Below are 24,833 nucleotides of genomic sequence, written 5' to 3'. Positions count from 1 at the left end.
GTTACGAGAGACGGTCATATCCCTGAACCGCGACGACCGATCGAAAGTCGACCGCAACGAAGCCTTCAGGTTGGGGGGGCATGTCGTTCGCCTCGCCCCCTGCTTGTTCGTCCTGGGCGTTTCCGTCTGTTCCGTCGGCGGTCTCAGACGGGGAGTTGCTTAGGGCGTACTCGTAGGTTGTGCAGGGGACGGCCTCCTCGGCGGCTTCCGGATGCGACGCTTTCGCAAACGACTCAAAGTCGTTCGCGATCTGGCGGGCGGTTTTTTCCGGGACGTGATGTAGCGTCTGCTTGTGGAACCCGGAGCCGCTTTCTGGAAGGGCGTGCGTGATGATCAACGTCATCGGGAGGAGGCTGCGTGGATGAAACTGCAAGGGCATCAGGGGTACTTACGGGATCACCAGGGAAGATGTCCTAGCGATGTGCGTGGGGGGCAAGTCCAGGCGTGACGGGCGTCGCGTGGAGGGCGAGCCGGGGCGCACGAGGGCGCGCCATTTTGTGTCGTCCCGCTGGCCCACCAAGTCAGGGTCAAGCCTGCTCGTACAGGAGGCTGGAGGGATCAACCAGTTGGGCTTGTCGTAGCACGTTAGCACTATAGCCTCCAGGCCACCGCTGGAGGCCTCGTGTCTTTCCTTCAAGGAATGAGTGCTCCCCCATGCCGTACCCCAAGCAGATGGTTGAGCCGATGCGCAAGGAATTGACCCAGCTCGGCGTCGAGGAATTGCGTACGCCCGACGAGGTCGATGCCGCTTTCGATCAGGCGGAAGACGAAACGATGCTGCTCGTGATCAACTCGGTTTGCGGCTGCGCCGCGGGCAATGCACGCCCGGCCGTGGCCAAGGCGAAAGACGCGACCGATCACCATCCGGACCGTTACCTCACGGTGTTCGCCGGGCAGGATCTCGAGGCCACGGAGCGGGCCCGAGAATATCTTGCCGGCATCCCGCCTTCTTCGCCCTTCTTCGCCCTCTTCCGAGACGGCCAGCCCGTGTACGTGGTGGAGCGGAAGCACATTGAGGGGCGGAATGCCGAGGTGATCGCTCGGGATCTCGTGGAGGCATTTGAGGCGTACTGTGGCGACGAGGAGCCCCCTGCCGACGCCCCCTCGCGTCCCGACCCCTCAAGTTCGGGGGACGGACTTCCGTCTACCTTTCAGTCCATCACGTAGGAAATGCGGAGTGGGGAGAACCGAGAAGGCATTCTGTCTGGTCGACTTGCCGTAGCTTATGCCCGACGATGCGTCTCCAGAACCACCGGAGGCCCCGGCGCACAGCCCCGACCGCCCGGCCAAGGCGGACGATCATACGCTCGTAGAGGCCGCGGAGGCGATCCTGTTCGCCGCCGATGAGCCTGTGTCGGCCGCCCGCATCGCGAGGATTGTCGCCGACGTGACGGGGCGCTCAGAGCCATCCGAGGACGACGTCGCCGCGGCCCTCGACCGGCTCAACACCACGTACGAGGAGCACGACCGGGCCTTCGAGGTGAAATCCTGGGCGGGCGGATATCGGATGGTGACCCGGGCGTCCCTCTCACCCTACGCCAAGACCTTTTACGTCGAGGAGCAGGAGACCACCCTCTCGCGTTCCTTGATGGAAACCCTGGCGGTGATTGCCTACCGTCAGCCGGTCACCCGGCCGGAGGTCGACTTTGTGCGCGGCGTCAACTCGGACTACGCGATTCGGAAGCTGCTGGAGATGGACCTGGTGAGCGTCGAGGGCCGGGCGGAGTCAGTCGGGCGCCCCCTGCTCTACGGCACCACCGACCGCTTTCTCGAGCAGTTCGGTCTGGACGCCCTGGACGCCCTGCCGACCCTACGAGAGGTGGAAGACCTGCTCGACGACCCGGCCTTCGACGACGAGCGGGCCAAGCTCCTCCAACTCGATCGGGAGGAGGGCATTTCAGTCGACATGCTGGACGCCGAAAATGGCGACTCCCCCGACGAGCGCCCGCCCGAGTAGACACAACGCCCGTCCCTTCACCGAGTACGAACCAGCCCGTCCCCTATGGCCCCCGAGTCCTCCGACCGAGAAGGCATGCGGATCAACAAATACATTGCGCATGCGGGGGTCTGCTCGCGTCGGGACGCGGACGATTTGGTGGAGCAGGGACGGGTGCACATTGATGGGGAGCGGGTGGACCAGCACGGCACCCGTGTGCGGGAGGGACAGACCGTGACGGTGGACGGGGAGGAGGTGTACCCGCTCGAATTTGAGTATCTCCTACTCAACAAGCCGAAGGACACGATAAGTACCACCGACGACCCGAAGGACCGCCGAACGGTTCTTGACGCAATCGGCGTTCCGGCGGACAACCCGTCCGGCCTCTTTCCGGTAGGGCGTCTCGACCGCAATACGACCGGGGTGCTTCTGGTCAGCAACGATGGGGACCTCGCCCATCGCCTCATGCATCCCCGATACGAGATTCCCAAGATCTACTACGTCCGGCTGCAGGACGACGTTAAGCCCCATCAGCTCGACCAGCTGACGCGGGGCGTGGAGCTGACCGACGGAGCGGCGGCGGCCGATCAGGTCGCGTACCTCGACCCGCAACGCAAAACCGACATTGCGCTCGAGCTGCACGAGGGCCGGAACCGGCAAATCCGTCGCATGATGGAGGCGCTCGGGCACAACATTGTGCAGCTGGAGCGGGCGAAGTACGCCACGCTCACCACCGGCCGCCTCCAGCGTGGCGAGTGGCGCCGGCTAGAACCGGAGGAAGTTCGCGAGCTCTATCAACGTGTTGATCTTCAATAATCCCTTCTACCGATGTCCCAACCGGTTACGAACGGCACCCCCGACACCGAAGCCAACGACAAAATCAAGACGGAAGGCCTGACCTACGATGATGTTCTTCTCGTGCCGGGCCATTCCGAAGTGATGCCCCGCGAGACGGATACCTCCGCCTGGTTGACCCAAAACATCAAGCTCAACGTTCCGGTCCTGTCCGCGGCCATGGATACGGTCACGGAGGCGGACATGGCGATTGCGCTGGCTCGCCAGGGGGGCGCCGGGGTGCTTCACAAAAGCATGTCGATCGAAGACCAGGCCGCCGAGGTGCGGCGCGTGAAGCGGTCGGAGAACGGGATGATTCTCGACCCGATCACGATTTCGCCTCACGACACGGTGGCCGATGCCCGCAACATGATGGCGCACTACTCCATCGGGGGCATCCCGGTGGTGGACGAGTCGGACAAGCTCGTGGGGATCGTGACGAACCGGGACGTCCGGTTTGAGCTTGATGGCGACACGCCCATTCGGGAGATGATGACCGCCGACGATCTGGTGACGGTGCCGGTGGGCACGACCCTGGATGAGGCCATCGAGATCCTGCAGGCGCACAAGGTGGAAAAGCTTCCCGTCGTGGACGAGGAGGGCTACCTGAAGGGCCTCATCACCTTCAAAGACATACGCAAGCGCCGCAAGCACCCCAATGCCTGCAAGGACGAACACGGGCGGCTCCGTGTTGGGGCGGCTGTGGGCGTGACGCCCGACGTCATGGATCGGGTGGCGGCCCTGGTCGAAGTGGGGGTCGATTTCGTGGTCGTCGATACGGCGCACGGCCACGCCGAGGGCGTATTGGAAACGGTCCGTCAGGTCGCCGCTCGATTTGAGAACGAGGTCGAAATTGTAGCCGGGAATGTAGGCACGGCCGACGGGGCCCGCGCGCTGATCGATGCTGGGGTGGACTGTGTGAAGGTCGGGATCGGTCCCGGGTCGATCTGCACGACACGCGTGGTGGCCGGGGTTGGGGTCCCGCAGCTGACCGCCATCATGGAGTGTGCCGAGGAGGCCCGCCCCGACGGCGTCCCCGTCATTGCCGACGGCGGCATCAAACAAACCGGTGACATCCCCAAGGCACTTGCGGCCGGTGCCAGTGCGGTCATGATCGGAAGCCTCTTCGCAAGCGTCGAAGAAAGCCCCGGGGAGACGATCATCTACGAGGGGCGAAAGTACAAAAGCTACCGGGGCATGGGCTCGGTCGAGGCCATGCAGGACGGAAGCAAGGACCGGTACTTCCAGGACGCGGAGGACGAGCTTCGCAAACTGGTGCCGGAGGGGGTTGAAGGCCGTGTGCCGTATAGTGGCACCCTGAGCGAGGTGATCCACCAGATGAAGGGCGGGCTCCAGGCCGCGATGGGGTACTGCGGCTGCGAGGAGGTTCGGGACCTTTACGCGTCGGCCCAGTTCGTCCGCACCACCGCCGCGGGCCTCCGAGAAAGCCATCCCCACGACGTTGAGATTACGAAGGAATCCCCAAACTACTACTCGGGGCCGTCTAAGCGTAGCGACTAGGCGACCCCTCGGTCATTTCGCTGGCCGCTTCCCGGAATCCCTGTCGTATGTCCGATCGCATGTCTCGTGTTCGAGGTCGCCTGACCGACCTCGAGGCCGACGCCCTTTTTCTCACCTCGATGCCGAAGATCCGGTGGGCCTGTGGCTTTACAGGATCCAGTGGACTCCTGGTTGTCGGTCCCGACTCGGCGTCCTTCGTCACCGATGGGCGCTACACGGACCAAGCCCGCTCGGAAGTAGACGGGGCGGACGTTCACGTTGCCCGGGACGGACTCTCGGCGTGCGTGAAGGAGGCGGGGCTCTTGGAGCCGTTCTCGCGAGTGGCGTTTCAGGCCGACCACGTCAGCGTCGCTCGCCGCGATGCTCTTGTGGACGAGCACGGGGAGGTAGAGTGGATTCCGAAGACCGGCCTGCTAACCCAGCTTGCCGGATCCAAAACCGAAGATGAGGTCTCTCGGATCCGTAGGGCCCAGTCGATAACCGAAAACGTGTTCCGCGAGATTGTCGACCTCATCGAGCCGGGCATAACGGAGCGGGAAACCGGGGCAGAAATTGTATATCGTCACTTGAAGAAGGGGGCTGAGTCGATGGCGTTCGACCCCATCGTTGCCTCGGGCCCCAATGGCGCGCGTCCCCACGCCCGTCCCACAGATCGGGCCCTGCACGCCGGGGATATGATCGTGATCGACATGGGGTGCTTTCGGGACGGGTACGCGTCCGATATGACGAGGACGGTGGCGTTGGGCGAGCCCGACGATACGGCCCGGCGGGGCTACGAAGCAGTACTGGATGCCCAGCACGCCGCGCTCGATGCCGCACGGGCTGGCATGACGGGGCAAGAGCTGGACGCTGTGGCCCGAGCGTCCCTTGAAGCTGCTGGACTGGCGGAGCACTTCACGCACGGGCTGGGTCATGGGCTTGGGCTTCAGGTGCACGAATGGCCTCGGGTCTCGCACACGGCCGACGACGAGCTGCCAGAGGGGGCCTGTGTAACAATTGAGCCTGGGGTGTACCTTCCAGAAAAGCAGTACGGGGTTCGCATTGAAGACATTATCGTGCTCCGAGAAGACGGGTGTGAGAACCTGACCAACAGCCCGAAAGAGCTGATGGTCTTGTAAACTACCGATCTTATTTCTGTTATTGCATATTCAGTTGATATTTGGCTGATAGGGAGCTATGGGCAACACGGCTTATGATCCGTAACATCTGTCGACAAGTGTCCCCTTAGCTGATTGCGTTGGCCTCTCCCCGTTCTATGATTCGCTCCGAACACCATGCCGGGCAGTCGTCAGGTCCGTTTTTCCACGCAGACCCTTCTGGTCTGTACCGGCATCGTGTTGCTCTCAGGGCCTCTCTGGGCTGCGTTTCGCGTCACGTGGCCGGTATTGGTTGGGGCATCGTTTCTAGGCAGCGCGGGCCTGTTGCTCCTTTGGCGTCGTGATGTTCTATCGGTGCGGGCGGTGTTGTGGGGCGGGCTGCTTCTTCGAATTGCGTATTTGCCGGTTGGTCCTGGACTGACCGACGATCTATACCGGTACATCTGGGACGGATGGCTTCAATGGGAGGGCATCAACCCGTACCGGTTTGTCCCGTCGGATTCCGCACTTGTTTCTTATCAGGACACGTCGCTCTACGAGAGTCTCAACTCACAGGAGTACTACAGCATCTATCCCCCGCTCTCGCAGCTGTTCTTTGCCCTCGGGGGGCTGGCCTACGACGGACACTGGGAAGCGTCGTACTACGTTCTCAAAACGCTATTCGTTGGGGCGGAGTGTATCGGGGTCGTCGTCCTCACGCGCCTGACAAGCACCCGAAACGTTCTGCTCTACGCGTGGAACCCACTGGTGCTGATCGAGACGGCCGGCCAGGGGCACACGGAAGCCCTATTGGCACTCTTGCTGTTGACCGCAGTCTGGGCAGTTCGACGCCGACGTGGGGCCTGTGCGTCGTTGGCAATTGCCGGGGCGGGGCTCGTCAAAATCTATCCGTTCGCACTGGGCCCATTCTTGCTTCGCCGCTTCGGATGGCGCGCCGTGTGGCCGGGGGCACTGCTCGTGGCGGGGCTCAGCCTTCCGTACGCGGCTCCGTATGCTGTGCCTCACATCAAAGCGTCGGTCGATCTATTTGCGAACCTGTTTGAGTTTAACGCAGGCCCGTACTACGCGGTCAAGCACGTCCTTTGGGCCTGGACCGGAGCGGACTGGAGCAAAACGATCGGTCCGCTCTTCCGGGGGCTCTTCGTGGCATCGCTTCCTGTCCTGTACGGCCTGGATGCGTGGTACAAGTGGTCGTTTCGGCGCGCGTGCCTTGTGCTCATCGGTACGCTGTTCGTCCTTAGCACAACTGTACACCCGTGGTACCTAGTGCCCGTGATCGCGCTCGGGGTCGTGGGCCCGCGGCCGTCATGGCCCTGGCTGTGGCTGGGCCTCTGCTCGATTGGGACGTATCTCTTCTACGTCGACGGGCCGTATTGGGTCTGGATCTGGACGGGGTGGGGCGGGGCCACGGTGATTGCCCTCTTCCGTCCCTACGCCCCGGGCCTCCGACGATACGTGCTGGGAGACTACCGAGCAGAGCCTTCCGCTGCGGAGTGAGTGCTGTCTAGCGCGTCCTCCAGCACCTCGGTTAGGTCTTCCGCACTGGTCTGCGGAGCGGCCCGCCAGTGGTACTCGTCGTAGCGTCGAAACCACGTCAGCTGCCGTTTGGCGTACCGGCGCGTATTGCGCTTTACGAGTCGCACCATTTCGTCGTAGTCAATGTCGCCCTTGAGGTGTTGGATCGGCTCCCGATAGCCGATCGTGCTCAGGGGCGGCTCGTCCAGCTGCACGCCGTCGATGTCCATGACGTCACGAACCTCATCTAGAAGGCCCGCGTCAAGCATCCGGTCGACGCGGTGGTTGATGCGGTCGTATAGCTTTTCTCGGTCCCGGTTGAGGACCACGGTGACGTAGTCAAATGGCGGTTCCGGTTGATTTTCGTAGTAGTAGGAAAGGGGCTTCCCAGTGCCGTGGTACACCTCAAGGGCCCGAATAACCTTCTGGGTCTTTGTCGGGTCGGTTTCTGCGGCCTGCCTGGGGTCCACCTGCGTAAGCTCCTCATAGAGGGCGTCCTGGCCCTCAGACTCCAGCCGTTGGGTCAGCTCATCCCGGACCTCATCGTCCACGTCCGGTATGTCCGCCAGGCCGTACTGCAGGGCGTGGAGGTACAGTGTCGCTCCCCCCACGACGAGCGGACGGTGTCCCCGGTCGAGGACCGCTCGGATGCGGTCGTTGGCCGCCTTTGCGTACGCCCCGGCCGAGAACGGCTCGTGAAGAGACCGCTCCCCGATGAAGTGATGAGGAGCCCGTTGCTGCTCGCTCGGGGACGGCTTCGCGGTCCCGATCGTCAGCTCTTCGTACACCTGTCGGCTGTCGACGGAGACAATTTCGGCGTTGAGCCGCTCGGCGACCTCAAGGCTTACCGCTGTTTTGCCGACGGCCGTGGGCCCTGTGATGGTGAGGATGGGATCGGCCGCATCGGGCTCAGATAAAGGCTCCATGGTATCGTTGTTCGGGTCCATAGGCAACGGAAGGGCTCTCCCAATTACTGATTCTCATAGATGGTTTCCGGGGAGGTGCGTAGGGGACACATATAAAAAACCCGCCGCCGGAGAATTCCGACGGCGGGCGAGTCGTTCCGGCCCCCTTCAATGGAGTCCAGAAGGGGAGACTAGTGCGTTACGCACTGGCCGTGGCCGGCTCCACCATCTCACCGACGTTGAAGCCTTCCTCTTCGGACTTGGCCTTGGCGATGTTGTAGATAAGCACGCCGTATCCGGCCTTCGCGAGAACGTCCGCGATCGTGTATCCGACCTGGAGGGCCACGATGGTTCCCGGGGTGTTGCTCGGGAACGCCTCAGGGAATGCCATCGGGATCATGTACGCAATCGGGTAGAAGCCCCAAGTGGCCAGCAGCAGCAGCCGGGCGTTGCCGAGAAGCGTCGACACGCGACTGCTCTGTCGCTGGATCGTATCCCCCAACTGGGTGAAGAGGATGTACAGGATCCACACGAACGGAATGGTGCTCAGGAAGCCCCAGAGGCCGCGGGTCCCGAAGAGGGCCGCGTTTTCGCTAACCTCACCGGGGTAGCCGAGCACGATCATGAGGGCTGCCAGGAACCCGAGCTTCGCGGCCAACGGACCGCGCTCGTTCTTCGGAAGGCCCATGACGAGCACCAACTCCACAGTCAGCAGCGGCACCGTAAGGAGCCAGTCCACGTAGCGGTACGCGTCGTTGAATAGCTCACCGGTGGGCTGGTACATCCCATTCTGCAGCGCATATGCGGCTTCCCAACTGCTGGTAATTCGGAAGTAGTGGTAGCCAGCAATGAAGACCACCAGCGCCGAGACCATCATTGAAATTCGGTACTTCGGCGCCAGGTTGTTACGTGCCATGACGAAGAACACGAAGGACGCCGTCATGGTCGCAACGGTGAACGAGAACATGTTGAACACCAGGCTATACTGGCCCGGCGTCAGGGTGGGAAGTTCTTGTAGCATGGGTAAATTCGGGTTGTTTGGGTGATAGTGTGAGCGGGTTCGATCGGGCCACAAGGGCCGACTCGGAACCATCCCAGTTGTGTGTGCTGACGAGACTCAAGTCGCGAATGCTCCTCGCAGTGCGTAAAAAACTGGGAATCACTTACGGTAGTATAACTGCGAGGACGTGCGACTGCCAACGGAAAAATCCGACGCGTCTTCCCAAATTGTGAGGGAAAAGTTATATATCAAGTTGCGGACAGGCGCGTCGCCTGGTCCGGTGTAACTGCCCGGTGCGATCCGTACAGGAGTAGGAGAATGCCTTGCACTACCAGAAGGTTTGTGAACAGGAAGAACAACGCCTCCTCCAAGGGCAACCCGAGGACCGACGCCCCGACGGTGTACTCGGGCGAGATCGTCCAGATGCGGGAGTGGAGGGCCACTGCATCGGCCACCCAGAGGTACGCCGTTGGTAGGGCCGTTGTCACGAGGACGCTGTCCCGAAACGCCCAGAGCGTCTCCCCATCGTAGAGCCACATCCCCGCCAGGATGGGCGGGGCCCACACCAGAATGAGGGCCAGATAAAGCGTCGAGGCACGGCCGTCCGTTAGCAGATAGGCCCCCAGCCCGGTGATTCCGGCAAACAGTGCTGCCCCGCTCCAGGGCGCTGCCGACGCGTACGTGCTCGGGGTGGGGGAAACCCGGTACAGGTACTGGTAAAGGAAGAGCCCAGTCAAGATGGGCTGCAGCACGAAGAACATATATTCCTCAATGGGCACATACCCGATGGTCCCGACGACTCGATTGGCGCCGTACCACCACACCTCCTGGGCGACGAGGTAATTGTCCCACGGGGTCGTATACGTAAATGCAATCAGGCAGACAATCGGAATCGCCAAATCAACCCGCATGTCGTCGTCCATCCGCCTTGGGCGTCGGTGAAACGCCACCATGAGGAGGATTGGAGGGACTAGGAAGATCAGATGGAAAGAAAGGTAGCTCATTCAGCGGCACTATCGGCTATTATTGGGTGGAAGATCACGCCACGTTCTTCAGCACCACACGGGCGGCATTTCGCCCGGACGCCCCCATGATTCCTCCCCCTGGATGCGTGCTCGCCCCCGTTAGGAAAAGGTCGTCTACCGGCCCCTCGTAGTTCGAGGCCCCAAATAGAGGTCGTGCCGAGAACATTTGGTCGATGCTCATCTCAAGATGCATCACGTTTCCCCGGTACAGCCCTAGGTGGTCCTCCAACCACTCGGGGTGCTGGAAGAGCTGGCCGACAATTGACTGCCGCGTTCCGGGTGCATACTGTTCAAATTGGGCGAGCAGCGTGTCGGCCACCTCCTCAGCAATGTCCGGCCACGCGCGTCCGTCGGCCAGCTCGTAGGGAAAGTACTGCCCCCAAAGCCAAAGCACTTCTCCGCCGGGAGGGGCAAGTGTATCGTCCGCTGCGGAGAATGTCATTGCAATTAGGGGCGGGTCCTGTGCCGGCCGACCCGCCAGGTGGTCTCCGTAGGCCGCCCGTAGTTGCGTCATGTCCCGGCACAGCAGCTGCAGGCCTGTTCGTGCCTTTTGGTCGTTGGCGGTCGCCGTGTACGAGACGGGCTCGTCCAGCGCGAGGCGCATCATCGCCCCGAACCCATTTCCAATCCGCAACCCGTCGGCCCCATCCGGCCGGTGCCGGGCAGGGAGGAGGTGATCGAACGTTTCTTTCGCGTGTGTGGCCGAACACACGGCTCGACTCGTGTAAGAGGTCCCGTTGACCCGAATGCCCTCGGCGTGCTCGTGGTTGACCAGAATTTTCTCGACGGGCGCGTCGGTGTAGATGTCGCCCCCATGTGCCTCGATGTGGCGCTTGAGTGCCTGCGTGAGCTCGCCGGATCCGCCCTTGGGACGCGCTACGCCCCCTTCGTGATACAGTGGGTGCCACAGCGCAAAAGGCCCAGTGAGGGGATCGGTCGGCGGCGGGCCCGACTGAGCGGCCATCCAGGCAATGGCCGTTCGCAGCTTCTCTTCCTCAAAATAGGCCCCTAGAACCTCCTGATACGGACGGAGGATGTGACGAAGCTCCTCCTGCCAGGGAAGTGGCGAGCTGGCCCCACGAATCAACTGTTTGCCCACCTCCAAGGGGCTTGGGGAGGTGAGAAAGATGTCCCGCATGGTGCGGGCAAATCCGATCCAGTCCGTCACAAACTCGCGGTAGGCCTTGCCCTCCCCGGGAAAAAGCCGTTCGAGGTGGTCAACGGTACGGTCTAGGTCGCGGTAGAAGTAAATTACGTCGCCGTCGGGGAACGGCGCGACGAACATCGGGTCGAGCTCAATATACGTGAGCCCATACTGCTCCAGCTCCAGTTCCTCGACGATGGGGGTTTGCCGTATAAGGATGTGCGCGCTCCCTCCCAGGTCGATCTGGTATCCCGGAAAGAGCTCTTTGGTAGACACCGCTCCCCCAACCATCTCCCGCTCTTCAAACACCGCAACCCGGTAGCCTGCCTGGGCGACGTAGGCGCTCGCAATCAGCCCATTGTGCCCCGCGCCAATGGTAATCAAGTCGTAGTCGGTGGACATAAAGATAGCCGCACTAAGGAAAATAGACCGCACTACAAGAGAACGATCAAACACGTCATTTTCACGGTGCGAGAGGATAGTTTCCGAAACCGTTGTGTCGTTTGTCCGTGAACATTAAGGCGTAGTGAAGTTCCTATACCACGTGACGACTGGCGCCCGCTCACGGCTCTGTTCCCGCACCTGTTCTCTCGCCGGCCATGAACTGGATTTACCAGGTTCTCAGCTTCTTTGTTGCCTTCGGCCCGATTATCCTCGGGACGCTCCTGTGGCATTTCATTTGGAGCGACGACTCCGGGTCGTCAGGCGGGCCGCCCGGGGGGCCCCGCTGGCATCCGGCGCCGCCGCCGCCCTCATTCTCTGGGGACCGCCGCCCCCAGCACGACCGGCCGGTTCGGACCCCTGATCTTCCGGAGCGCGAATCTGCGTAACCTTCCCTCCACCGAATGGCCCTCATCGACATCTCCCGAAGCGTCTCTCCAGCAACGGCCGTGTGGCCCGGCGATCAGGAGGTGCAATGGACCTGGACTGCTCGCCGCAACGAGGACGAATCGTCTGTCAACCTAGGCTCCCTCCGACTGAGCACCCACACCGGCACCCACGTCGACGCTCCCCTTCACGTCAAGCCGCAGGGGGAAGCGACCGACGATCTGCCGCTCGATTCTTTTGTTGGGCCTGCCCGCGTCGTGGACGTGACTGCCAACGCCCCGTCGATTCGCCCGGAGCATGTCAATCAGCATGTCAATCAGTTAGACGGGCCCAGTCCGGAACGAGTTCTGTTCAAAACATCTGGCGGTGTCTCCCCGGACGACGAGTGGCCCAACGCCGTGGTCCCGATTCACCCGGATACCATCCATGCCCTCGCGGACGCCGGCGTCAGTCTCGTGGGGACGGACGCCCCGTCCGTTGATCCGCTTGATAGCACAGACCTGCCCGCCCATCACGCGTTGCTGGACACTGGCATCGTGAACCTCGAAGGACTTGTCTTGACAGACGTCCCACCGGGCCGCTACGAGTTGGTTGCGCTCCCGCTAAAGATTGTGGGGGGCGATGCGGCTCCCGTCCGGGCTGTGCTTCGAGACGACCCCACGTCGTAGCCTCTGGGCGCCTCCGCGAACCACTTCGGAAGTTGTTTGGTGAGTAGATGTTCAGCCAAGACACAGCGGGCAACGTTCACGGGGATGGCCCGAGCGGGCCCTGTAGTAGGGGCAAGCAGAAACGAGCATGCTTCGGATGGGCCCCTTGGCGCCTTCTAAATTCGTTCTGCGCCCGGAACGCGACGGCCAAGTCGTTCCCCGGCCGCGAAGGCCCGCGAAGTTACAGGCTGTTGACCGCCCGCCAAACAGCTCCGCCCTCCTCATTTACTGTTCATCATTCCTGTCTCCTCCTATGGACCTCTTCAACCGCGATGAGCTGAAGCGCCTGGCCCAGTCGGACGACGGCCTCTGCATTTCGATCTACATGCCCACGCATCGGTTTCGGTCCGATTGGTCCCAGAACACGACCCGGTTCAAAAATCTTCTCCGTGACGTCCGGGATCAGCTCCGCGAACAGGAATACCGGGAGTCCGACATCGACAATATTCTGGGAGAGGCCCGCCAGCTTCTCGACCGACCCGGCTTCTGGCGCGGTCTCAGTGAAGGGCTCGCGGCATTTCTGACGACCGACACGTCCGAGTTCTATCGCCTCCCGCTTCCGTTCGACGAGGTGGCGATTGTGGAGGATCGGTTCCACCTGAAGCCGCTCTTCCCACTGATTGCGTCAAACAACCGCTACTACCTGCTCGCCCTGAGCCAAAATGACGTCCGCCTCTACCAGGGCACGCATCAGGCCATCAGCGAAGTGGAGGCCGCCGAGATTCCCTCCGATATCGTGACGGCCATCCAGCAGTACGAGGAGCCCCCCGAGCAGGGCCTTCAGTCGCATACACAGGCGGCCCCGTCCTCGCCGGATGGGGGCGAGGCGGGTCAGGTGCGCCACGGCCACGGGTCGTCGGAAGACCAGAGCCGCGAGCCCAAAGATCAGCTTAAACGCTTCTTTCGTCGCATCGACGAGAGTGTGACGGACTTTATCGGTGGGGAGGAGGCGCCGTTGGTTCTGGCTGGGGTGTCCGAGTACCTGCCGCTCTACAAGAGCGTCAATAACTTTCCCCACCTCGTAGACGACGACATCATCGCCGGAAATCCTGAGCAGCTGGAACTGAAAGAGCTCCACCGGGAGGCGTGGTCGGTCGTCGAGTCGGTACTGCAGGCGGTGCAACAGCAGGAGCTTGATCGCTTCGAGGACCTGTATCACGAAAACGCCGAGCTCGCCTCGGGCGATTTCCACGAAATCGTTCCCGCCTGCGCGTACGGGCGCGTGGATACCCTCTTCGTCCCGCAGGGGCAGTACCGCTGGGGACGATTTGACCCCGACAGCAACACGGTTAGGGTGCACGACTCGCAAGAGCCAGGAGACGGTGATCTTCTGAACTACGCCGCCCTCAAATCTTATTTGAGCGGGGCCGCCGTACATGTTCTGTCGCCGGAGGAGATGCCGGGCGGCCGCAGCGTCGCGGCCATCTTCCGCTACGAGGCGGACGTTACCGCGACCGAAACCGACTGACCCCGCTCCGAATCAGCCCTCAACGCGGCTCCTACAACATAGGGGCCGCGCCTCCCTGTGTACACGATAAACAAAATTATTGTGGACACAGGCGTTTGTTATAAGATGCCTTATCGCAGACACAAACCAGGCGCATGAAGCTTCTCGACTCGTTCCTGCGCAGTCTCTCTTCGTCCCAGACGCGCCGGGCATACCGGACCGATCTGCAGGCGTTTTTTGCGCAGGCGGAGGGCATAACCGTTGACCTCGTGCAGGCGGTCACGCATGAGGACATTCGTGCCTTTGTGGAGACTATGCATGATCTCGACCTGGCAGCGGGCACCCAGCGTCGACGCCTCGCGGCCCTCCGCTCATTTTTCGACTGGGCAATGACGGAGCGCATTCACGACCGCAACCCGGCGCGCCATCCTGACGTGAAGCCGATGCCTCCGGCCGACGCACCCTCGTCCGTGCGCTCACTTACGAAGCTAGAGGTGCGCGACACGCTGGAGGCGGCCGGCGCGTCGGATGAGACTGGGCTTCGCGATCAGGCAATCATCCTGACGACGATCCACGCAGCCCTGCGGCGGGGCGAAATCGCAGCCGTGGCGGTCGAAGACGTCCGGCCTCTTGGGCGGTATTGGATTCTTGAGGTGAATCAGGGCGACACAGGTGAGGAATACGTTCGTATTCCCGATCAGGTCGTCGATGTAATTGACAACGTACAAGACCAGTTTGGGCTTACCGCCGGGCCGCTGTGGCGCTCGATGAGCAATCGAAATCGCGGCGCGCCCCTTTCGGCGGACGCGATTTACACGATCGTCCGTCGGGCTGGGATCGCCGCCGGGGTGGGTTCAGTTACGATCGATATGTTGCGCCGCACCGGGCTGCGCCTTGCGGCCGACGGCGGCGCGAGCCTCTCACAGATTCAAGCCCATGGACGGTACGGAGATTCCTCGTCAGTCTTGGGTATTGCTGAGGATCATTCGAATCAGCTCAGTGACAGTGCTGTTGACTACATTGATATCTTTTAGTATCGCTGATAAGATAATCATAATACAGAATCCCTTCATGGAAGAGAAGTGGAAGCCAATTGAGGGGTGCGAAGGCCATTATCAAATCAGTAACTACGGGAAGATATGAATTGAGCCCAAAACACATGATTTTTATTCAGAAGCTTGGGGTAAGCAAGTGACAAAGAAGTATGAGGGCAGACTTGGCTCGCCCTCTGATCAAGGGCAGGGATACTTGCAATTTCACCTGAGTAAGAACGATGGTGGTGGTGGCCAAGAGGATCCGCGATTGATCCATCGCCTCGTAATGGAGCATTTCGGACCCAAGCCTCCTTCGGATGAGCACAGATGGGTTAACCATATTGACGGTGATAAGACCAATAACCGCGTTGATAATTTAGAGTGGGTGAGCCCAACGCTTAATCGTTTGCACGAGTCTTTTCTGGAGGCTGTTGATCAGCACGGCGAAGAGACAGTCCGTGCAAAGTTAGAAGGCTGGCTATAGGAGAACAAATACTCTTTTTGGAACTTCCCAAAACAGGTACATAAATGGCGTTATGTTGCACTTTTGGTCACGAGTCGTTTTGTTTTATACTGACGGACATGCAGCCGAGCGCAGGCTTCATTACCGATCTCTGCGGGTCTACTGTCTAACCACACAATTCAATGAGCGAGTCTGCCAGCGATAAGGACCTCCAACTCAGATCGTCGAACGTTCAGAACAGTTCGATTCAGGGGGTGTCTCGACGAGATGACGAGCACCGCCCTTACAACGCTCCCACTGACGAACAATGCTCGATTGAGTCGGACAAAGTGCTTGTCCAGCGCTGGCTCGCCGAGAAAAGTGCACAAACCCAAGAGGAATACTCTCGCGACATAGAGCAGTTTGTAGGCTTCGTCGATCTCCCATTGCGCTACGTAACCTTAGGCCACCTGCAGGAATACCGCGAACATCTGAAGTCGCAGGACTACGCAAGGTCCTCGCGGAAACGCAAGTTGTCGGCTGTTAAAAGTCTCTTCACGTTCGGGACGAAGTTGCGGTTCTTTGCCCATAATGTCGGGGCGGCCCTCTCCACCCCCACGGTCCGAAACGATCGAGCCGAGCGAATTCTCTCGGAGGCCGATCTCTGGGCCATTCTCCGCGACGAAAAGGACCTCCGCAATCACGTCCTTCTACGCCTCTTTTACGCGTCAGGCGGACGCATTTCGGACCTCGAAGATCTGCGCTGGCGCGACCTGAAAGATCGTCCAGACTTAGAGGGCCCCAACGGCCGGTCTGGCGGCCAGGTGACCTTTTTCGGCAAGGGCGGGAAGACCCGGGCGGTCACGCTGTATAGCAAAGTGTGGAGCCTCATCATCCGACTTCGAGACGACGAGAAAGCGGAGGGGTATGGCGCCCCCGACGATCCGGTCTTCCGCTCTCAAGTAGGCGGATGTGTCTCCCGAACCCAGATCTGGCGGATCGTGAAGAAGGCTGCGACCCGCGCCGGCGTGAAGCTCACCCAGAAGACCGATGCGGAGGGGGCTTTAAAGCGCAACGAGGATGGAGACCCCATCAAAGTCTCAGAAGTATCTCCCCACTGGTTCCGACACGCCCACGCATCGCACGCCCTTCAGAAGGGAGCTGACCTGGAGCTCGTGCGTGAGACCCTGGGCCATGAGAGCATCGAGACGACAAAGACGTACCTCCACGCCCAACCCGGAAAATCGTCGTCCTACTACGTGGACGAGGCGCCGGACTTCAACGGATAGCAGCGCTCAGTCCGCCTGGGCCAGCACGTCCAATTGATGGGCGATGTAGGTAAGCCGGCCTTCGTGAATCTGGCGGCGCCGATCCGACAGCCAGTCCGCAAACGCATCATCGTCGAGGGCCGGGTGGCCGTGAAGCTCGTTTTCAATGAAGTGCAGAATGTGGTAGAGAAAGTACGCCTCGTCCGCCGGGTAGTCTCCGTCCTGCGGCCACACGATCCAGTCCGATCCGCCGGCCTCAAGAAGGGTGCTCCCCGCGTCTCGGAGATGCGTTAAGAGACGCCGCCCCGATTGGTCACCGGCCCGACCGTCGCCGTGGTCGGTCGTCATGCTCTCGTGGTACAGCGTCTCGACGCGCCCATCCAACCCCGAGTCGTGCGGCGGCTCGAAGGCCGTCACGCCGTCGAAGTGAATCGGCAGGTACCACAGGCCCCGGTCACGGAGCAGCGGCCGGAGCGCCTGAATCGCGTCGGGGATCCGCAGCAGATCAAACAGCGCTTGTCCGACAATTGCGTCGAATCGGTCCCCATCGTGCGCCGCGGCGAAGTCGTACAGGTCCGCCGTCACGAATTCGAGGACGACGGATTCGCCGTCCGCCGCCCAGACCTGCGGGGATCGGCCGGTCACCTCGAACCCCTGTTGCTCCGCCCACGTCCGCAGTTCGGACGACGCAGTATCGAGCACCGCCGGGTTCCGGTCCACGAGCGTATACCGGAGCGACGGGCCCGTTCGAACGTCCAGGGCAGTGACGATGCGCTCCACGGTCGCGCCAACGCCGGCCCCGACCTCTAAGATGCGGAGCGACGAAACGCCACCCAGCTCCTCGACGAAACGGGACCACACCCGATGATTGAGGGCGCGGCCGTCAATGGACTTTTTGGCCGTTAGGTACCGGGACAGGCGGTACGCATCCGGAGCATGCACAGACAAAAGGGTCAGATAGAAAAATTACGCCGTATAGGAGGCCCAGGCGGTGTCGTCCTCCCAGATCTTGACGGTGACGGTCTCCAACCGTCCCGTATTCAGCTGCTCCGTCAAGGCCGTGCAGAAGATTCGGGAGAAGTGCTCGATGCTGGGATTCAGCCCCTCAAATTCGGGCAGGTCATTCAGGGTGGCGTCTTCGTACCGGTCTACAAGGGCCTCAAGGACCCCCTCCACCTCCACGATGTCGACGAGGTACCCGTGTTCGTTGAGCTCGTCTCCCTCCAACGCGACCTCGACGTCGAAGTGGTGCGAATGCCACTCGTTCTCGGGGCCACAGTTTGGGACTGTAAGATAGTGCTGCGCCACGAAGTCGCGGCGAACCATCAGTTCGTACATGGCAGAGCCGTAGGGGTGAGAAGAGAACGGTCCGGTCGTACCGGTTCAGTTGTACTGGAATACGGGCTGCAGCATCGAAGGATCAGTCGAAAGCTGTGCGTACGCTGCAGGGGCGTCGTCGAGGGAAAATGTCTGGGAGACAAGATCGCTCGGGGTGAGCGTGGGCAACAGGTCGAGCACCACGGACATACGCCGGTCCTTTGTCCACCGGCCCCGAAGCGATGGATCGATGGTACTGACCTGACTGGAAATGATTTCCATTCGAGAGCGGTGAAAGTGACGCCCGAGGTCAATGGGGGCAGATTTCGTGCCGTACCAGGACCCCACCACGACCCGTCCACTGAAAGCCGTACGCTGCACCGCCTCGTTGAGTACGGACGGCTTCCCCGTCAGCTCGAACACGAGATCGGCGCGTGAAACGTCGGGCCCAGAGGCGTCATGCCCCGTGTCCAGCTCCAGCTCGGACGAAGAGGCCACGGCCGTTCCCCCCAGCGATTCCGACACGGCCCGCCGGTGGGGCGACGGCTCGACGGTCCAAAGCCCCCGAAGCGGATGCCGAGACAAGAGCTGAGTGGTGAGCAGCCCCACAACGCCCTGCCCGAGCACGACGACCTGCTCCCCAACCATGGGGCGTCCGTCCATAACGAAGTTTACGGCCGTCTCTACGGACGGGATCAGGGCGGCGTCCACGGCAGACACGGCGGGGGGCACGCGAACAAGAGCGGACGGCGACGTCACGAACCGGGACACGTGAGGCTGAAACGAAAAGACAGTGCGTCCCTCCCACTCGGCGTCGACATTGCTGCCCACTGTCTCGACCGTCCCCACACATGCGTAGCCGTAAGAGATGGGGTACGAAAAATCGTCGTCCTCGAGGGCCTCGATCGTGGTGTCGGCCGCCAGGGTTTCGGGAACGTGCCCCTCGTACACGAGCCGCTCCGTGCCCGGACTTACGGCGGAGTACTCCGTCCGGACGACCACCTCGTCCGGTGCCGGGTCCGGCATCGGCTCGGTCACCACCTCCACTTCACCAGGCCCCGTAAACTGTACCCGCCGCCGAGACGCACTTGCCATGTGAGTTGGGAGTCGTTCGAACTGCATTCGGGGAGCATCGAGGGGAACGGCCTCACTCGGAGGCGACGGGCCATACAGGATCCCCTTCCAGGACCAAGTCGTCTCCGTACCACCGCTGCTGGATGTTGTCCAACCGGGGGAAGTCAGACCGAGCGTGCGCGTCCTGATCTTCGGGGGTGAGCGAAGAGAGCGCCGCCGTTCCGCCTACGAACATAGGGGCCACAGTGACGATCACACGCTGGGCGCACTGACGTCGCAGGAAAGAGGTGAGAATGCTCGTCCCCCCCTCCACCATCACGCTGGAAAAGTCGCGCTCCCCGAGGGCACGTAGGAGGGTCTTGACACAGATTCCCCCCTCCGGCCCGCAAGACAGTTCCATGACCGTGCCCCCGTGCGCTTCGAGTCGCTCTTTGCGGTCCAGGTCCGCGTTGGGGCTCGTGACGATGAGCGGATCCGGGCCGTCTCCCGCAAGAAGTTGTGCGTCGGAGGGGAACCGCAGCGACGAATCCAGCACGATGGGGACCGGGTGCGTTCCATCGCTGTGCCGGACCGTGAGACGCGGGTCGTCGGCCAACACGGTTCCGATGCCGACGAGAATGCCATCATGGAGCGCACGGAGTTGATGGGTAAACCGGAGGGCCTCTTCACTGCTAATGGGGAGCGGTGTGCCCGACGTCGAGGCGATCGATCCGTCTAGGCTCTGGGCGTACGTCAGTGTTACGAACGGCCGTCCTTCCTCTGCAAAATAGCGGTCAATCCGCTGCTTCAGGTCACGGAGTGACGTCCCATGGGCGTTGCCCTGAGCGTGCCCGTTCGCGGGCCCCAGATCCAAGATGTGACGCATCCGGTTCACCTTCGTCCGGAGGTATTCCGCGTTGTGCCGGTTCACGTGGGGCTCAAGCGAAACCCGCTCGGTAATTTCAACCCCATGTTCGGCGAGACTCTCAATCTTTTGTGGGTTGTTGGTCAAGAGGCGAGCGGACGACACACCCAGGTCATCGAGGATTCGTGCAGCGATGGCGTAGTCTCGCTCGTCGGCTCCGTGCCCAAGAATCCGGTTGGCCTCGACGGTGTCGTAGCCGTCGTCTTGGAGGTTGTAGGCACGGAGCTTACTAAGAAGACCGATCCCACGTCCTTCCTGACGCAAATAAAGGAGGATCCCTCGGCCGTTTTTTGCAATCCGTCGCATCGAGGCATCCAGTTGCTCCCCACAGTCACAACGCAGGGACCCAAGGACGTCACCGGTAAAGCACTCAGAATGAACTCGTACCAACACATCCTCCGCATCCGCGACGTCCCCACACACGAGTGCCAGGTGATCCTTGTCGTCCTTGCTGTTTTCATACAGAGAGAGTGAGAACTCGCCGTCTACAGTGGGAATTCGAGCACTCGTCAACCGTTCGACGGAGGGAATCTCCATATCAGGGTCCATGAGCCGAGATCGGAATGAAAAGAACCACCACTAGCAGTTGGGCGGCCAGCGTATGACTGCTTGCAAGGGGCAATCAAATTCGACTTTGGATCAACCAGTTCCGTTGCGCAGGGTTTTGGGAAGACTGTTACGGAGCCGACTCGATGATGCTCTTTCACATGGTTGCTTGTCTTGCAATAACAGAAGTCGCAGATCCTCCTCCAGCACGTCCCTTGAATTATGGTAGAAGGCATCGTCCTTCCGAGGCGCTTTTCGTTTTCCACCACCGAACTAGCAAACGTTCAGGCCCCGCAGTGGTAGAGAGAGTATCCTCTTTGTGATGGAATGCCGCCCTAAGTCGCACCTTCAGACGCAGCTCCCATGCGCTTTCGTCCAATTGTTGTTGGGGCCCTGTACCCCGGCATCACACGCGGCCTAAGTGCCGACCTTCTCGCCACCCAGGCCCTTTCGGGCACGGGGTATCCGGTTTGCACTTCTCACGTCGTTGCCGGGGACGGCGTCGTGACGGACGTCCTCAATGTCCCAACGGACACCGTGGCCGCGCAGCTCGAACATTTGTTTGAGACCCGGACCCCGACCAGTGCCAAGGTAGGCATCATCGGGGCCACACCAACCGTGGACCGAGTGTTCGACCACCTTCACTCGCTGGACGGCCCCGTCGTCTACGACCTCACCGTGAGCGGTCCGAGCGGCGAGGACGTTGTCGAACAGGAAGGCTTGGAGGCGATTGTCGAACGCCTCAGTGAGCCGGACCTCGTCACAATCCGGCGCACAGATGCCGCCCTGGTGGCCGGCATGGAAATCCCCAGTCTGGACGATGCCCAGGTGGCCGCCCAACGGATTGCCCAGCAGGGGGCCGAGCACGTTCTGGTCCGTTGCGGAAAGCTTCCCACTCACTTCTACGACAAGGAAGGGACGCCCCCCGATTACGCCCTGGACCTCTTTTTCGACGGGGACGACTTTGCCCTCTTCGAGGCCCCACATCTTGACGGCCTCCAGTCGCACCATGGCGCATCGAGTGGCCTCTTGCTTCCCCTGCTCCGTCACCTCCAGACCGGGATGGAACTCGAACCAGCGCTACAAAAAGCTAAGGGCCGGGTCTCCGAAGCCCTCCGGGCCCTCCAACAGGACGAGGGAGACAATCCAGACGCCACCTTCTTCGAGACCTTAGAAGAGGAACCGACCATGGCTGAGGTCCAAGAGTAGCCGCTCAGCCTCTTCCTCCCTCTCAAATACGTGTTGCCTCATGCCCAACGATGCGAAGGAGAACTCGAACCAGTCCAAGGCCACCATCTACGATGTGGCCGATCACGCAGGCGTTGCCATTTCGACCGTCTCGCGGGTGCTGAATGATTCGGAGGATGTGGCCGACCAAACCCGAGACAAGGTGGTGCGGGCCATTCAGGAACTCCAGTTCCGCCCGAACCGGACCGCAAAATCGCTCGCTCAACGCTCCACGCGGACCATCGCCGTGGCGCTCCCCACGTTCACGACGCCCTTTCACAACGAACTGTTGAAAGGGGTGCGGGACCGGCTCGACGACGAGGACGTGGATCTGCTGCTCTGCGACCTGGAATGGGAAGCGCCGAAGCACTCTCTCCGCAGCTTCCTGGAGGGCGGCGCCATGGACGGGCTCCTGCTCGTGGGCGTGACGCCGGACGGGGACCTCGCCGACGAACTGCGGATGCTCGGGGGGCCGGTCGTGCTCGTCGGGGCCGAGCTGGCCGGCTTCGATTCGTTCTACTGGGAGGACCAGCCCGGTGCCGAGCTCGCAGTCAATCACCTCATCGACCAGGACTACACCCGGATCGGAGCCATCACGACGCCCCACGACAACCGTGTCCGCAACGAGCGGATCGCGGGGTACCGCCAGGCGCTGGAAGACGCGGGCATTGAGTTCAATTCCGACCTCGTGGTGCACGGCCACACGAGCAAGCACGATGGGTTCAGCGAGGAGTCCGGGTATGAGGCGATGCAGGACCTCCTGGCCCTCGACGACCCTGTGGAGGCCGCCTTTGCGAGCAGCGACGTACAGGCCATCGGGGCCTGGCAGGCACTCCGCGAAGAAGGATTTGAGGTGCCCGACGACTTTGCCTTTGTTGGGTACGACGACATTAAAGTAAGTCGCTTCATTGGACTGAGCAGCGTGGCCCAGAACATGCACAACGTCGGGAACGAAGGCACCGATCTTCTCCTGGACCGATTGGAGAAGCGGGGGCCCGAGACGTACACCTCCCGCTTGGTGGAGCCGGAACTCCACATTCGGAAATCGAGCCAACGTCTCTGAGTCCCTCCAGGCGCCTCTCCTGTCGACGCGCCCGCCCCAATTTCGGGACGGAGCACGCCCCTTCAGTCCTCACTTCCCTTTCTCCCTCAACTGCGGCGGAGCCCTGTTTTATGGACCATCAACTTATCGAAGACCAGCTGGACCACACGATCGAGCAGACCGGTTTTGACGACCTGGGAGAGACCTACCACGGAAAGGTTCGGGACAATTACCGACAAGGCGATCGGCGCATTCTGGTCACGACCGATCGGATCTCTGCCTTCGACCACGTCCTCCCACAGACCATTCCATTCAAGGGCCAAATTCTGAATCAGACGGCCGCCTACTTCTTCGAAGCCACAGAAGATCTTGTCCCGAACCACGTCCTCTCCGTTCCGGACCCCAATGTGACCATCGCGAAGGAGTGCACCCCCATTCCCATCGAGTTTGTGGTCCGGGGCTATTTGGCCGGGCACGCCTGGCGGGAATATGACCGGGGCACACGGACCCTCTGCGGGCAGGGCCTGCCGGACGGACTCCGAGAGAGCGAGCAGCTGCCCGAGCCGATCCTCACCCCCACCACCAAGGCCGAAGAGGGGCACGACCAGGACGTGAGCCGAGAGGAGGCGCTTGCAAATACCGGCCTGGCCCCCGCCACCTACGACCAACTCGCCGAGTGGGCCCTCGCGCTGTACCGACGCGGCCACAAGATGGCAACGGAGCAGGGCCTCCTCCTCGTCGATACGAAGTATGAATTTGGCCGCACGCCCGACGGCAATCTCGTGTTAATCGATGAGGTGCACACCCCCGACTCATCGCGGTACTACTACGCAGACGGGTACGAGGATCGCCTTGCCGAGGGCCGTCCCCAGAGGCAGCTCTCGAAGGAGTTCGTTCGGGAGTGGCTCATGGACCATGGCTTCCAAGGACGAGCCGGCGACGAGATGCCCACGCTTCCGGATGCGTTCCGAGCAAAGGTTACGAGGCGCTACGTGGAGCTCTTCGAAAAGGTGACGGGACAAGCGTTCGAACCGGATACGCACCCCAACCCTGAAGCCCGTATCCACTCGGCCCTGGGCGATTACGTCGTTGAAGCGTCGCGCTAGGCCCTCGACTTCGCCACCTCTGACGTCGCGGCGTACGTGGCGGGCCGTCGGTCTTGCAGGACATCGTTGTGGGCATTGATGTTGCGGTCGCGCGCCTCGCGCGGATCCAGGTCAACAACCTCCACCACGTCCGCCGACTCGTCGGCCCGGGCCAAGATGGTCCCCGAGGGGGCGCACACCTCACTCATTCCGATGAAACGCAGGGATTCTCCCTCCTTCTCTTCCCGTCCGTGCCGGTTGGCCGTGATGGTGAAGACGTGGTTCTCACGAGCACGGACCGGCATGGAATCAGGGCAGTGTGGGAGGACAAGGTTGGAGGGATGAGCAATCACGTCCGCCCCTCTCAACGCAAGCGTGCGGGCTGCCTCGGGAAAATACCAGTCGAAGCACACCATCACCCCGAGGCGGTACGAGGCCCCGCCCGCAGTGTCCTCCTCAAAGACCCGGAAGCCCAGGTCGCCCGCCTCAAACAGGGTCATCTCCTCGTAGAAGAGGTGAACCTTGCGGTACGTATCCACCCGGCCGTCGGGCCGCACCACCACCGCGCTGTTGTAGAAATGATCCCCGTCCCGTTCGGCCAGCCCCGCCACGAGTGTCGCCCCCAGCGAGTCCGCCCAGCCCCGCAGTGCCGCCACGGATTTGCCGTTGGGGATCGGTTCGGCGACGCGTTCCAGGTCGTCTTTCGACTGAAAAAAGTACCCAGACGTAAACAGCTCGGGCAGGACGATCAGGTCCGCCTCGACGGAACGAAGAAGCGATTCGACCGCGGCGAGGTTTTGATCCACCTCAAGGTAGGCGGGGGCAAACTGGAGATAGGCAGCTCTCACGGGCACTCAACACTGGAGCGTGGGGACACTCGGACCGATGCCCCATCGGGCCTGCGCCATGGACCCTCCAGCCCATTTCGACGGCGC

General features: G+C 61.6%; 25 protein-coding genes. 15 read left to right on the top strand and 10 right to left on the bottom strand.

The window, feature by feature from the left end; genetic code table 11:
• Position 1: 1 nt before the first annotated feature.
• Positions 2 to 343 carry a hypothetical protein gene (locus OJA40_RS00520; RefSeq protein WP_263808288.1) on the bottom strand — a complete coding sequence of 114 codons (342 nt, stop codon included), beginning with the start codon at positions 341 to 343 and terminating at the stop codon, positions 2 to 4.
• A 311-nt stretch (positions 344 to 654) separates the two neighbouring features.
• Here OJA40_RS00520 and OJA40_RS00515 point away from each other — a divergent pair, with 311 nt between their 5' ends.
• From OJA40_RS00515 to OJA40_RS00490, 6 genes are all read left to right on the top strand, one after another.
• Positions 655 to 1,167, top strand: coding sequence for a BrxA/BrxB family bacilliredoxin (locus tag OJA40_RS00515; RefSeq protein WP_208425753.1), 513 nt, complete (start codon positions 655 to 657; stop codon positions 1,165 to 1,167).
• Between the two features lie 58 nt (positions 1,168 to 1,225).
• A complete protein-coding gene (scpB, locus tag OJA40_RS00510) occupies positions 1,226 to 1,957 on the top strand; it encodes an SMC-Scp complex subunit ScpB (RefSeq protein ID WP_208425752.1) in 732 nt (243 codons plus the stop codon).
• A 45-nt stretch (positions 1,958 to 2,002) separates the two neighbouring features.
• A complete protein-coding gene (locus OJA40_RS00505) occupies positions 2,003 to 2,752 on the top strand; it encodes a pseudouridine synthase (protein ID WP_208425751.1) in 750 nt (249 codons plus the stop codon).
• 12 nt (positions 2,753 to 2,764) lie between these two features.
• Positions 2,765 to 4,291, top strand: coding sequence for an IMP dehydrogenase (gene guaB / locus OJA40_RS00500; protein WP_263789648.1), 1,527 nt, complete (start codon positions 2,765 to 2,767; stop codon positions 4,289 to 4,291).
• 59 nt (positions 4,292 to 4,350) lie between these two features.
• On the top strand, positions 4,351 to 5,409 hold the full coding sequence (locus tag OJA40_RS00495) for an aminopeptidase P family protein (protein ID WP_263808287.1): 1,059 nt from the start codon (positions 4,351 to 4,353) through the stop codon (positions 5,407 to 5,409).
• Positions 5,410 to 5,565: 156 nt separating this feature from the next.
• A complete protein-coding gene (locus tag OJA40_RS00490; RefSeq protein ID WP_480918964.1) occupies positions 5,566 to 6,885 on the top strand; it encodes an MptA/MptB family glycosyltransferase in 1,320 nt (439 codons plus the stop codon).
• Here OJA40_RS00490 and miaA read toward each other — a convergent pair.
• From miaA to OJA40_RS00470, 4 genes are all read right to left on the bottom strand, one after another.
• A complete protein-coding gene (gene miaA, locus OJA40_RS00485) occupies positions 6,855 to 7,829 on the bottom strand; it encodes a tRNA (adenosine(37)-N6)-dimethylallyltransferase MiaA (RefSeq protein WP_208425748.1) in 975 nt (324 codons plus the stop codon). The genes OJA40_RS00490 and miaA overlap by 31 nt on opposite strands.
• A gap of 178 nt (positions 7,830 to 8,007) precedes the next feature.
• Positions 8,008 to 8,829 carry a bacteriorhodopsin-like gene (locus OJA40_RS00480; RefSeq protein ID WP_208425747.1) on the bottom strand — a complete coding sequence of 274 codons (822 nt, stop codon included), beginning with the start codon at positions 8,827 to 8,829 and terminating at the stop codon, positions 8,008 to 8,010.
• 227 nt (positions 8,830 to 9,056) lie between these two features.
• Positions 9,057 to 9,812 (bottom strand): lycopene cyclase domain-containing protein, encoded by a 756-nt coding sequence (locus OJA40_RS00475; RefSeq protein WP_208425746.1) that lies wholly within the window; start codon positions 9,810 to 9,812, stop codon positions 9,057 to 9,059.
• 34 nt (positions 9,813 to 9,846) lie between these two features.
• Positions 9,847 to 11,379, bottom strand: a complete 1,533-nt coding sequence (locus tag OJA40_RS00470; RefSeq protein ID WP_208425745.1) for a phytoene desaturase family protein — start codon at positions 11,377 to 11,379, stop codon at positions 9,847 to 9,849.
• A gap of 443 nt (positions 11,380 to 11,822) precedes the next feature.
• On the opposite strand from OJA40_RS00470, the gene OJA40_RS00465 reads away from it, so the two are divergent.
• From OJA40_RS00465 to OJA40_RS15535, 6 genes are all read left to right on the top strand, one after another.
• Entirely contained in the window at positions 11,823 to 12,473 is a 651-nt protein-coding gene (locus tag OJA40_RS00465; protein WP_208425744.1) for a cyclase family protein, read from the top strand.
• A 292-nt stretch (positions 12,474 to 12,765) separates the two neighbouring features.
• Positions 12,766 to 13,980, top strand: a complete 1,215-nt coding sequence (locus OJA40_RS00460) for a baeRF7 domain-containing protein (protein WP_208425743.1) — start codon at positions 12,766 to 12,768, stop codon at positions 13,978 to 13,980.
• Between the two features lie 134 nt (positions 13,981 to 14,114).
• The gene (locus OJA40_RS00455; RefSeq protein ID WP_263809810.1) at positions 14,115 to 14,993 is read left to right on the top strand and encodes a tyrosine-type recombinase/integrase; all 879 of its coding nucleotides are present in this window, start codon (positions 14,115 to 14,117) and stop codon (positions 14,991 to 14,993) included.
• A complete protein-coding gene (locus OJA40_RS15545; RefSeq protein WP_423816488.1) occupies positions 14,896 to 15,102 on the top strand; it encodes an NUMOD4 domain-containing protein in 207 nt (68 codons plus the stop codon). Before OJA40_RS00455 ends, OJA40_RS15545 begins: the two co-directional genes overlap by 98 nt.
• A gap of 48 nt (positions 15,103 to 15,150) precedes the next feature.
• Positions 15,151 to 15,477, top strand: coding sequence for an HNH endonuclease (locus OJA40_RS15540; protein ID WP_208425741.1), 327 nt, complete (start codon positions 15,151 to 15,153; stop codon positions 15,475 to 15,477).
• 161 nt (positions 15,478 to 15,638) lie between these two features.
• On the top strand, positions 15,639 to 16,724 hold the full coding sequence (locus OJA40_RS15535) for a tyrosine-type recombinase/integrase (RefSeq protein WP_423816487.1): 1,086 nt from the start codon (positions 15,639 to 15,641) through the stop codon (positions 16,722 to 16,724).
• A gap of 6 nt (positions 16,725 to 16,730) precedes the next feature.
• On the opposite strand, the gene OJA40_RS00440 is transcribed toward OJA40_RS15535, so the two are convergent.
• The 4 genes from OJA40_RS00440 to ribA are packed head-to-tail and all read right to left on the bottom strand — an operon-like array spanning position 16,731 to position 20,535.
• Positions 16,731 to 17,645: a class I SAM-dependent methyltransferase gene (locus tag OJA40_RS00440; RefSeq protein WP_263811008.1), complete on the bottom strand. Its 915-nt coding sequence runs from the start codon at positions 17,643 to 17,645 to the stop codon at positions 16,731 to 16,733.
• 24 nt (positions 17,646 to 17,669) lie between these two features.
• Entirely contained in the window at positions 17,670 to 18,041 is a 372-nt protein-coding gene (locus OJA40_RS00435) for a 6-pyruvoyl trahydropterin synthase family protein (protein ID WP_208425739.1), read from the bottom strand.
• Between the two features lie 45 nt (positions 18,042 to 18,086).
• A complete protein-coding gene (locus OJA40_RS00430) occupies positions 18,087 to 19,115 on the bottom strand; it encodes a zinc-dependent alcohol dehydrogenase (RefSeq protein WP_263808280.1) in 1,029 nt (342 codons plus the stop codon).
• A gap of 52 nt (positions 19,116 to 19,167) precedes the next feature.
• Positions 19,168 to 20,535 carry a GTP cyclohydrolase II gene (gene ribA, locus OJA40_RS00425; protein ID WP_263808354.1) on the bottom strand — a complete coding sequence of 456 codons (1,368 nt, stop codon included), beginning with the start codon at positions 20,533 to 20,535 and terminating at the stop codon, positions 19,168 to 19,170.
• A gap of 372 nt (positions 20,536 to 20,907) precedes the next feature.
• Between ribA and thiD the strand changes: the two genes are divergently transcribed.
• From thiD to OJA40_RS00410, 3 genes are all read left to right on the top strand, one after another.
• Positions 20,908 to 21,753 (top strand): bifunctional hydroxymethylpyrimidine kinase/phosphomethylpyrimidine kinase, encoded by an 846-nt coding sequence (thiD, locus tag OJA40_RS00420; RefSeq protein ID WP_208425736.1) that lies wholly within the window; start codon positions 20,908 to 20,910, stop codon positions 21,751 to 21,753.
• A 40-nt stretch (positions 21,754 to 21,793) separates the two neighbouring features.
• Positions 21,794 to 22,834, top strand: a complete 1,041-nt coding sequence (locus tag OJA40_RS00415) for a LacI family DNA-binding transcriptional regulator (protein ID WP_208425735.1) — start codon at positions 21,794 to 21,796, stop codon at positions 22,832 to 22,834.
• A 110-nt stretch (positions 22,835 to 22,944) separates the two neighbouring features.
• A complete protein-coding gene (locus tag OJA40_RS00410) occupies positions 22,945 to 23,919 on the top strand; it encodes a phosphoribosylaminoimidazolesuccinocarboxamide synthase (protein ID WP_208425734.1) in 975 nt (324 codons plus the stop codon).
• Here OJA40_RS00410 and OJA40_RS00405 read toward each other — a convergent pair.
• Positions 23,916 to 24,752 carry a nitrilase-related carbon-nitrogen hydrolase gene (locus tag OJA40_RS00405; RefSeq protein ID WP_208425733.1) on the bottom strand — a complete coding sequence of 279 codons (837 nt, stop codon included), beginning with the start codon at positions 24,750 to 24,752 and terminating at the stop codon, positions 23,916 to 23,918. The genes OJA40_RS00410 and OJA40_RS00405 overlap by 4 nt on opposite strands.
• Between the last annotated feature and the right edge of the window lie 81 nt (positions 24,753 to 24,833).

The sequence above is a fragment of the Salinibacter pepae genome, assembly GCF_947077775.1.
GTDB classification, from domain to species: Bacteria; Bacteroidota; Rhodothermia; order Rhodothermales; family Salinibacteraceae; genus Salinibacter; species Salinibacter pepae.
The sequence above is the reverse complement of the archived record's forward strand: the minus strand, read 5'-3'. Positions and strand labels throughout refer to the sequence as shown.

Excerpts from the sequence above, each read along its gene's own strand:
- OJA40_RS00520 (WP_263808288.1), bottom strand. The coding sequence starts at position 343 with ATGACGTTGATCATCACGCACGCCCTTCCAGAAAGCGGCTCCGGGTTC.
- OJA40_RS00495 (WP_263808287.1), top strand. The coding sequence starts at position 4,351 with ATGTCTCGTGTTCGAGGTCGCCTGACCGACCTCGAGGCCGACGCCCTT.
- OJA40_RS00415 (WP_208425735.1), top strand. The coding sequence starts at position 21,794 with ATGCCCAACGATGCGAAGGAGAACTCGAACCAGTCCAAGGCCACCATC.
- thiD (WP_208425736.1), top strand. The coding sequence starts at position 20,908 with ATGCGCTTTCGTCCAATTGTTGTTGGGGCCCTGTACCCCGGCATCACA.
- ribA (WP_263808354.1), bottom strand. The coding sequence starts at position 20,535 with ATGGAGATTCCCTCCGTCGAACGGTTGACGAGTGCTCGAATTCCCACT.
- OJA40_RS15545 (WP_423816488.1), top strand. The coding sequence starts at position 14,896 with ATGGACGGTACGGAGATTCCTCGTCAGTCTTGGGTATTGCTGAGGATC.
- miaA (WP_208425748.1), bottom strand. The coding sequence starts at position 7,829 with ATGGAGCCTTTATCTGAGCCCGATGCGGCCGATCCCATCCTCACCATC.
- OJA40_RS00455 (WP_263809810.1), top strand. The coding sequence starts at position 14,115 with ATGAAGCTTCTCGACTCGTTCCTGCGCAGTCTCTCTTCGTCCCAGACG.
- OJA40_RS00435 (WP_208425739.1), bottom strand. The coding sequence starts at position 18,041 with ATGTACGAACTGATGGTTCGCCGCGACTTCGTGGCGCAGCACTATCTT.
- scpB (WP_208425752.1), top strand. The coding sequence starts at position 1,226 with ATGCCCGACGATGCGTCTCCAGAACCACCGGAGGCCCCGGCGCACAGC.
- OJA40_RS00470 (WP_208425745.1), bottom strand. The coding sequence starts at position 11,379 with ATGTCCACCGACTACGACTTGATTACCATTGGCGCGGGGCACAATGGG.
- OJA40_RS00410 (WP_208425734.1), top strand. The coding sequence starts at position 22,945 with ATGGACCATCAACTTATCGAAGACCAGCTGGACCACACGATCGAGCAG.
- OJA40_RS00515 (WP_208425753.1), top strand. The coding sequence starts at position 655 with ATGCCGTACCCCAAGCAGATGGTTGAGCCGATGCGCAAGGAATTGACC.
- OJA40_RS00460 (WP_208425743.1), top strand. The coding sequence starts at position 12,766 with ATGGACCTCTTCAACCGCGATGAGCTGAAGCGCCTGGCCCAGTCGGAC.
- OJA40_RS00505 (WP_208425751.1), top strand. The coding sequence starts at position 2,003 with ATGGCCCCCGAGTCCTCCGACCGAGAAGGCATGCGGATCAACAAATAC.
- OJA40_RS15535 (WP_423816487.1), top strand. The coding sequence starts at position 15,639 with ATGAGCGAGTCTGCCAGCGATAAGGACCTCCAACTCAGATCGTCGAAC.
- OJA40_RS00490 (WP_480918964.1), top strand. The coding sequence starts at position 5,566 with ATGCCGGGCAGTCGTCAGGTCCGTTTTTCCACGCAGACCCTTCTGGTC.
- OJA40_RS00430 (WP_263808280.1), bottom strand. The coding sequence starts at position 19,115 with ATGGCAAGTGCGTCTCGGCGGCGGGTACAGTTTACGGGGCCTGGTGAA.
- OJA40_RS00475 (WP_208425746.1), bottom strand. The coding sequence starts at position 9,812 with ATGAGCTACCTTTCTTTCCATCTGATCTTCCTAGTCCCTCCAATCCTC.
- OJA40_RS00465 (WP_208425744.1), top strand. The coding sequence starts at position 11,823 with ATGGCCCTCATCGACATCTCCCGAAGCGTCTCTCCAGCAACGGCCGTG.
- OJA40_RS00480 (WP_208425747.1), bottom strand. The coding sequence starts at position 8,829 with ATGCTACAAGAACTTCCCACCCTGACGCCGGGCCAGTATAGCCTGGTG.
- guaB (WP_263789648.1), top strand. The coding sequence starts at position 2,765 with ATGTCCCAACCGGTTACGAACGGCACCCCCGACACCGAAGCCAACGAC.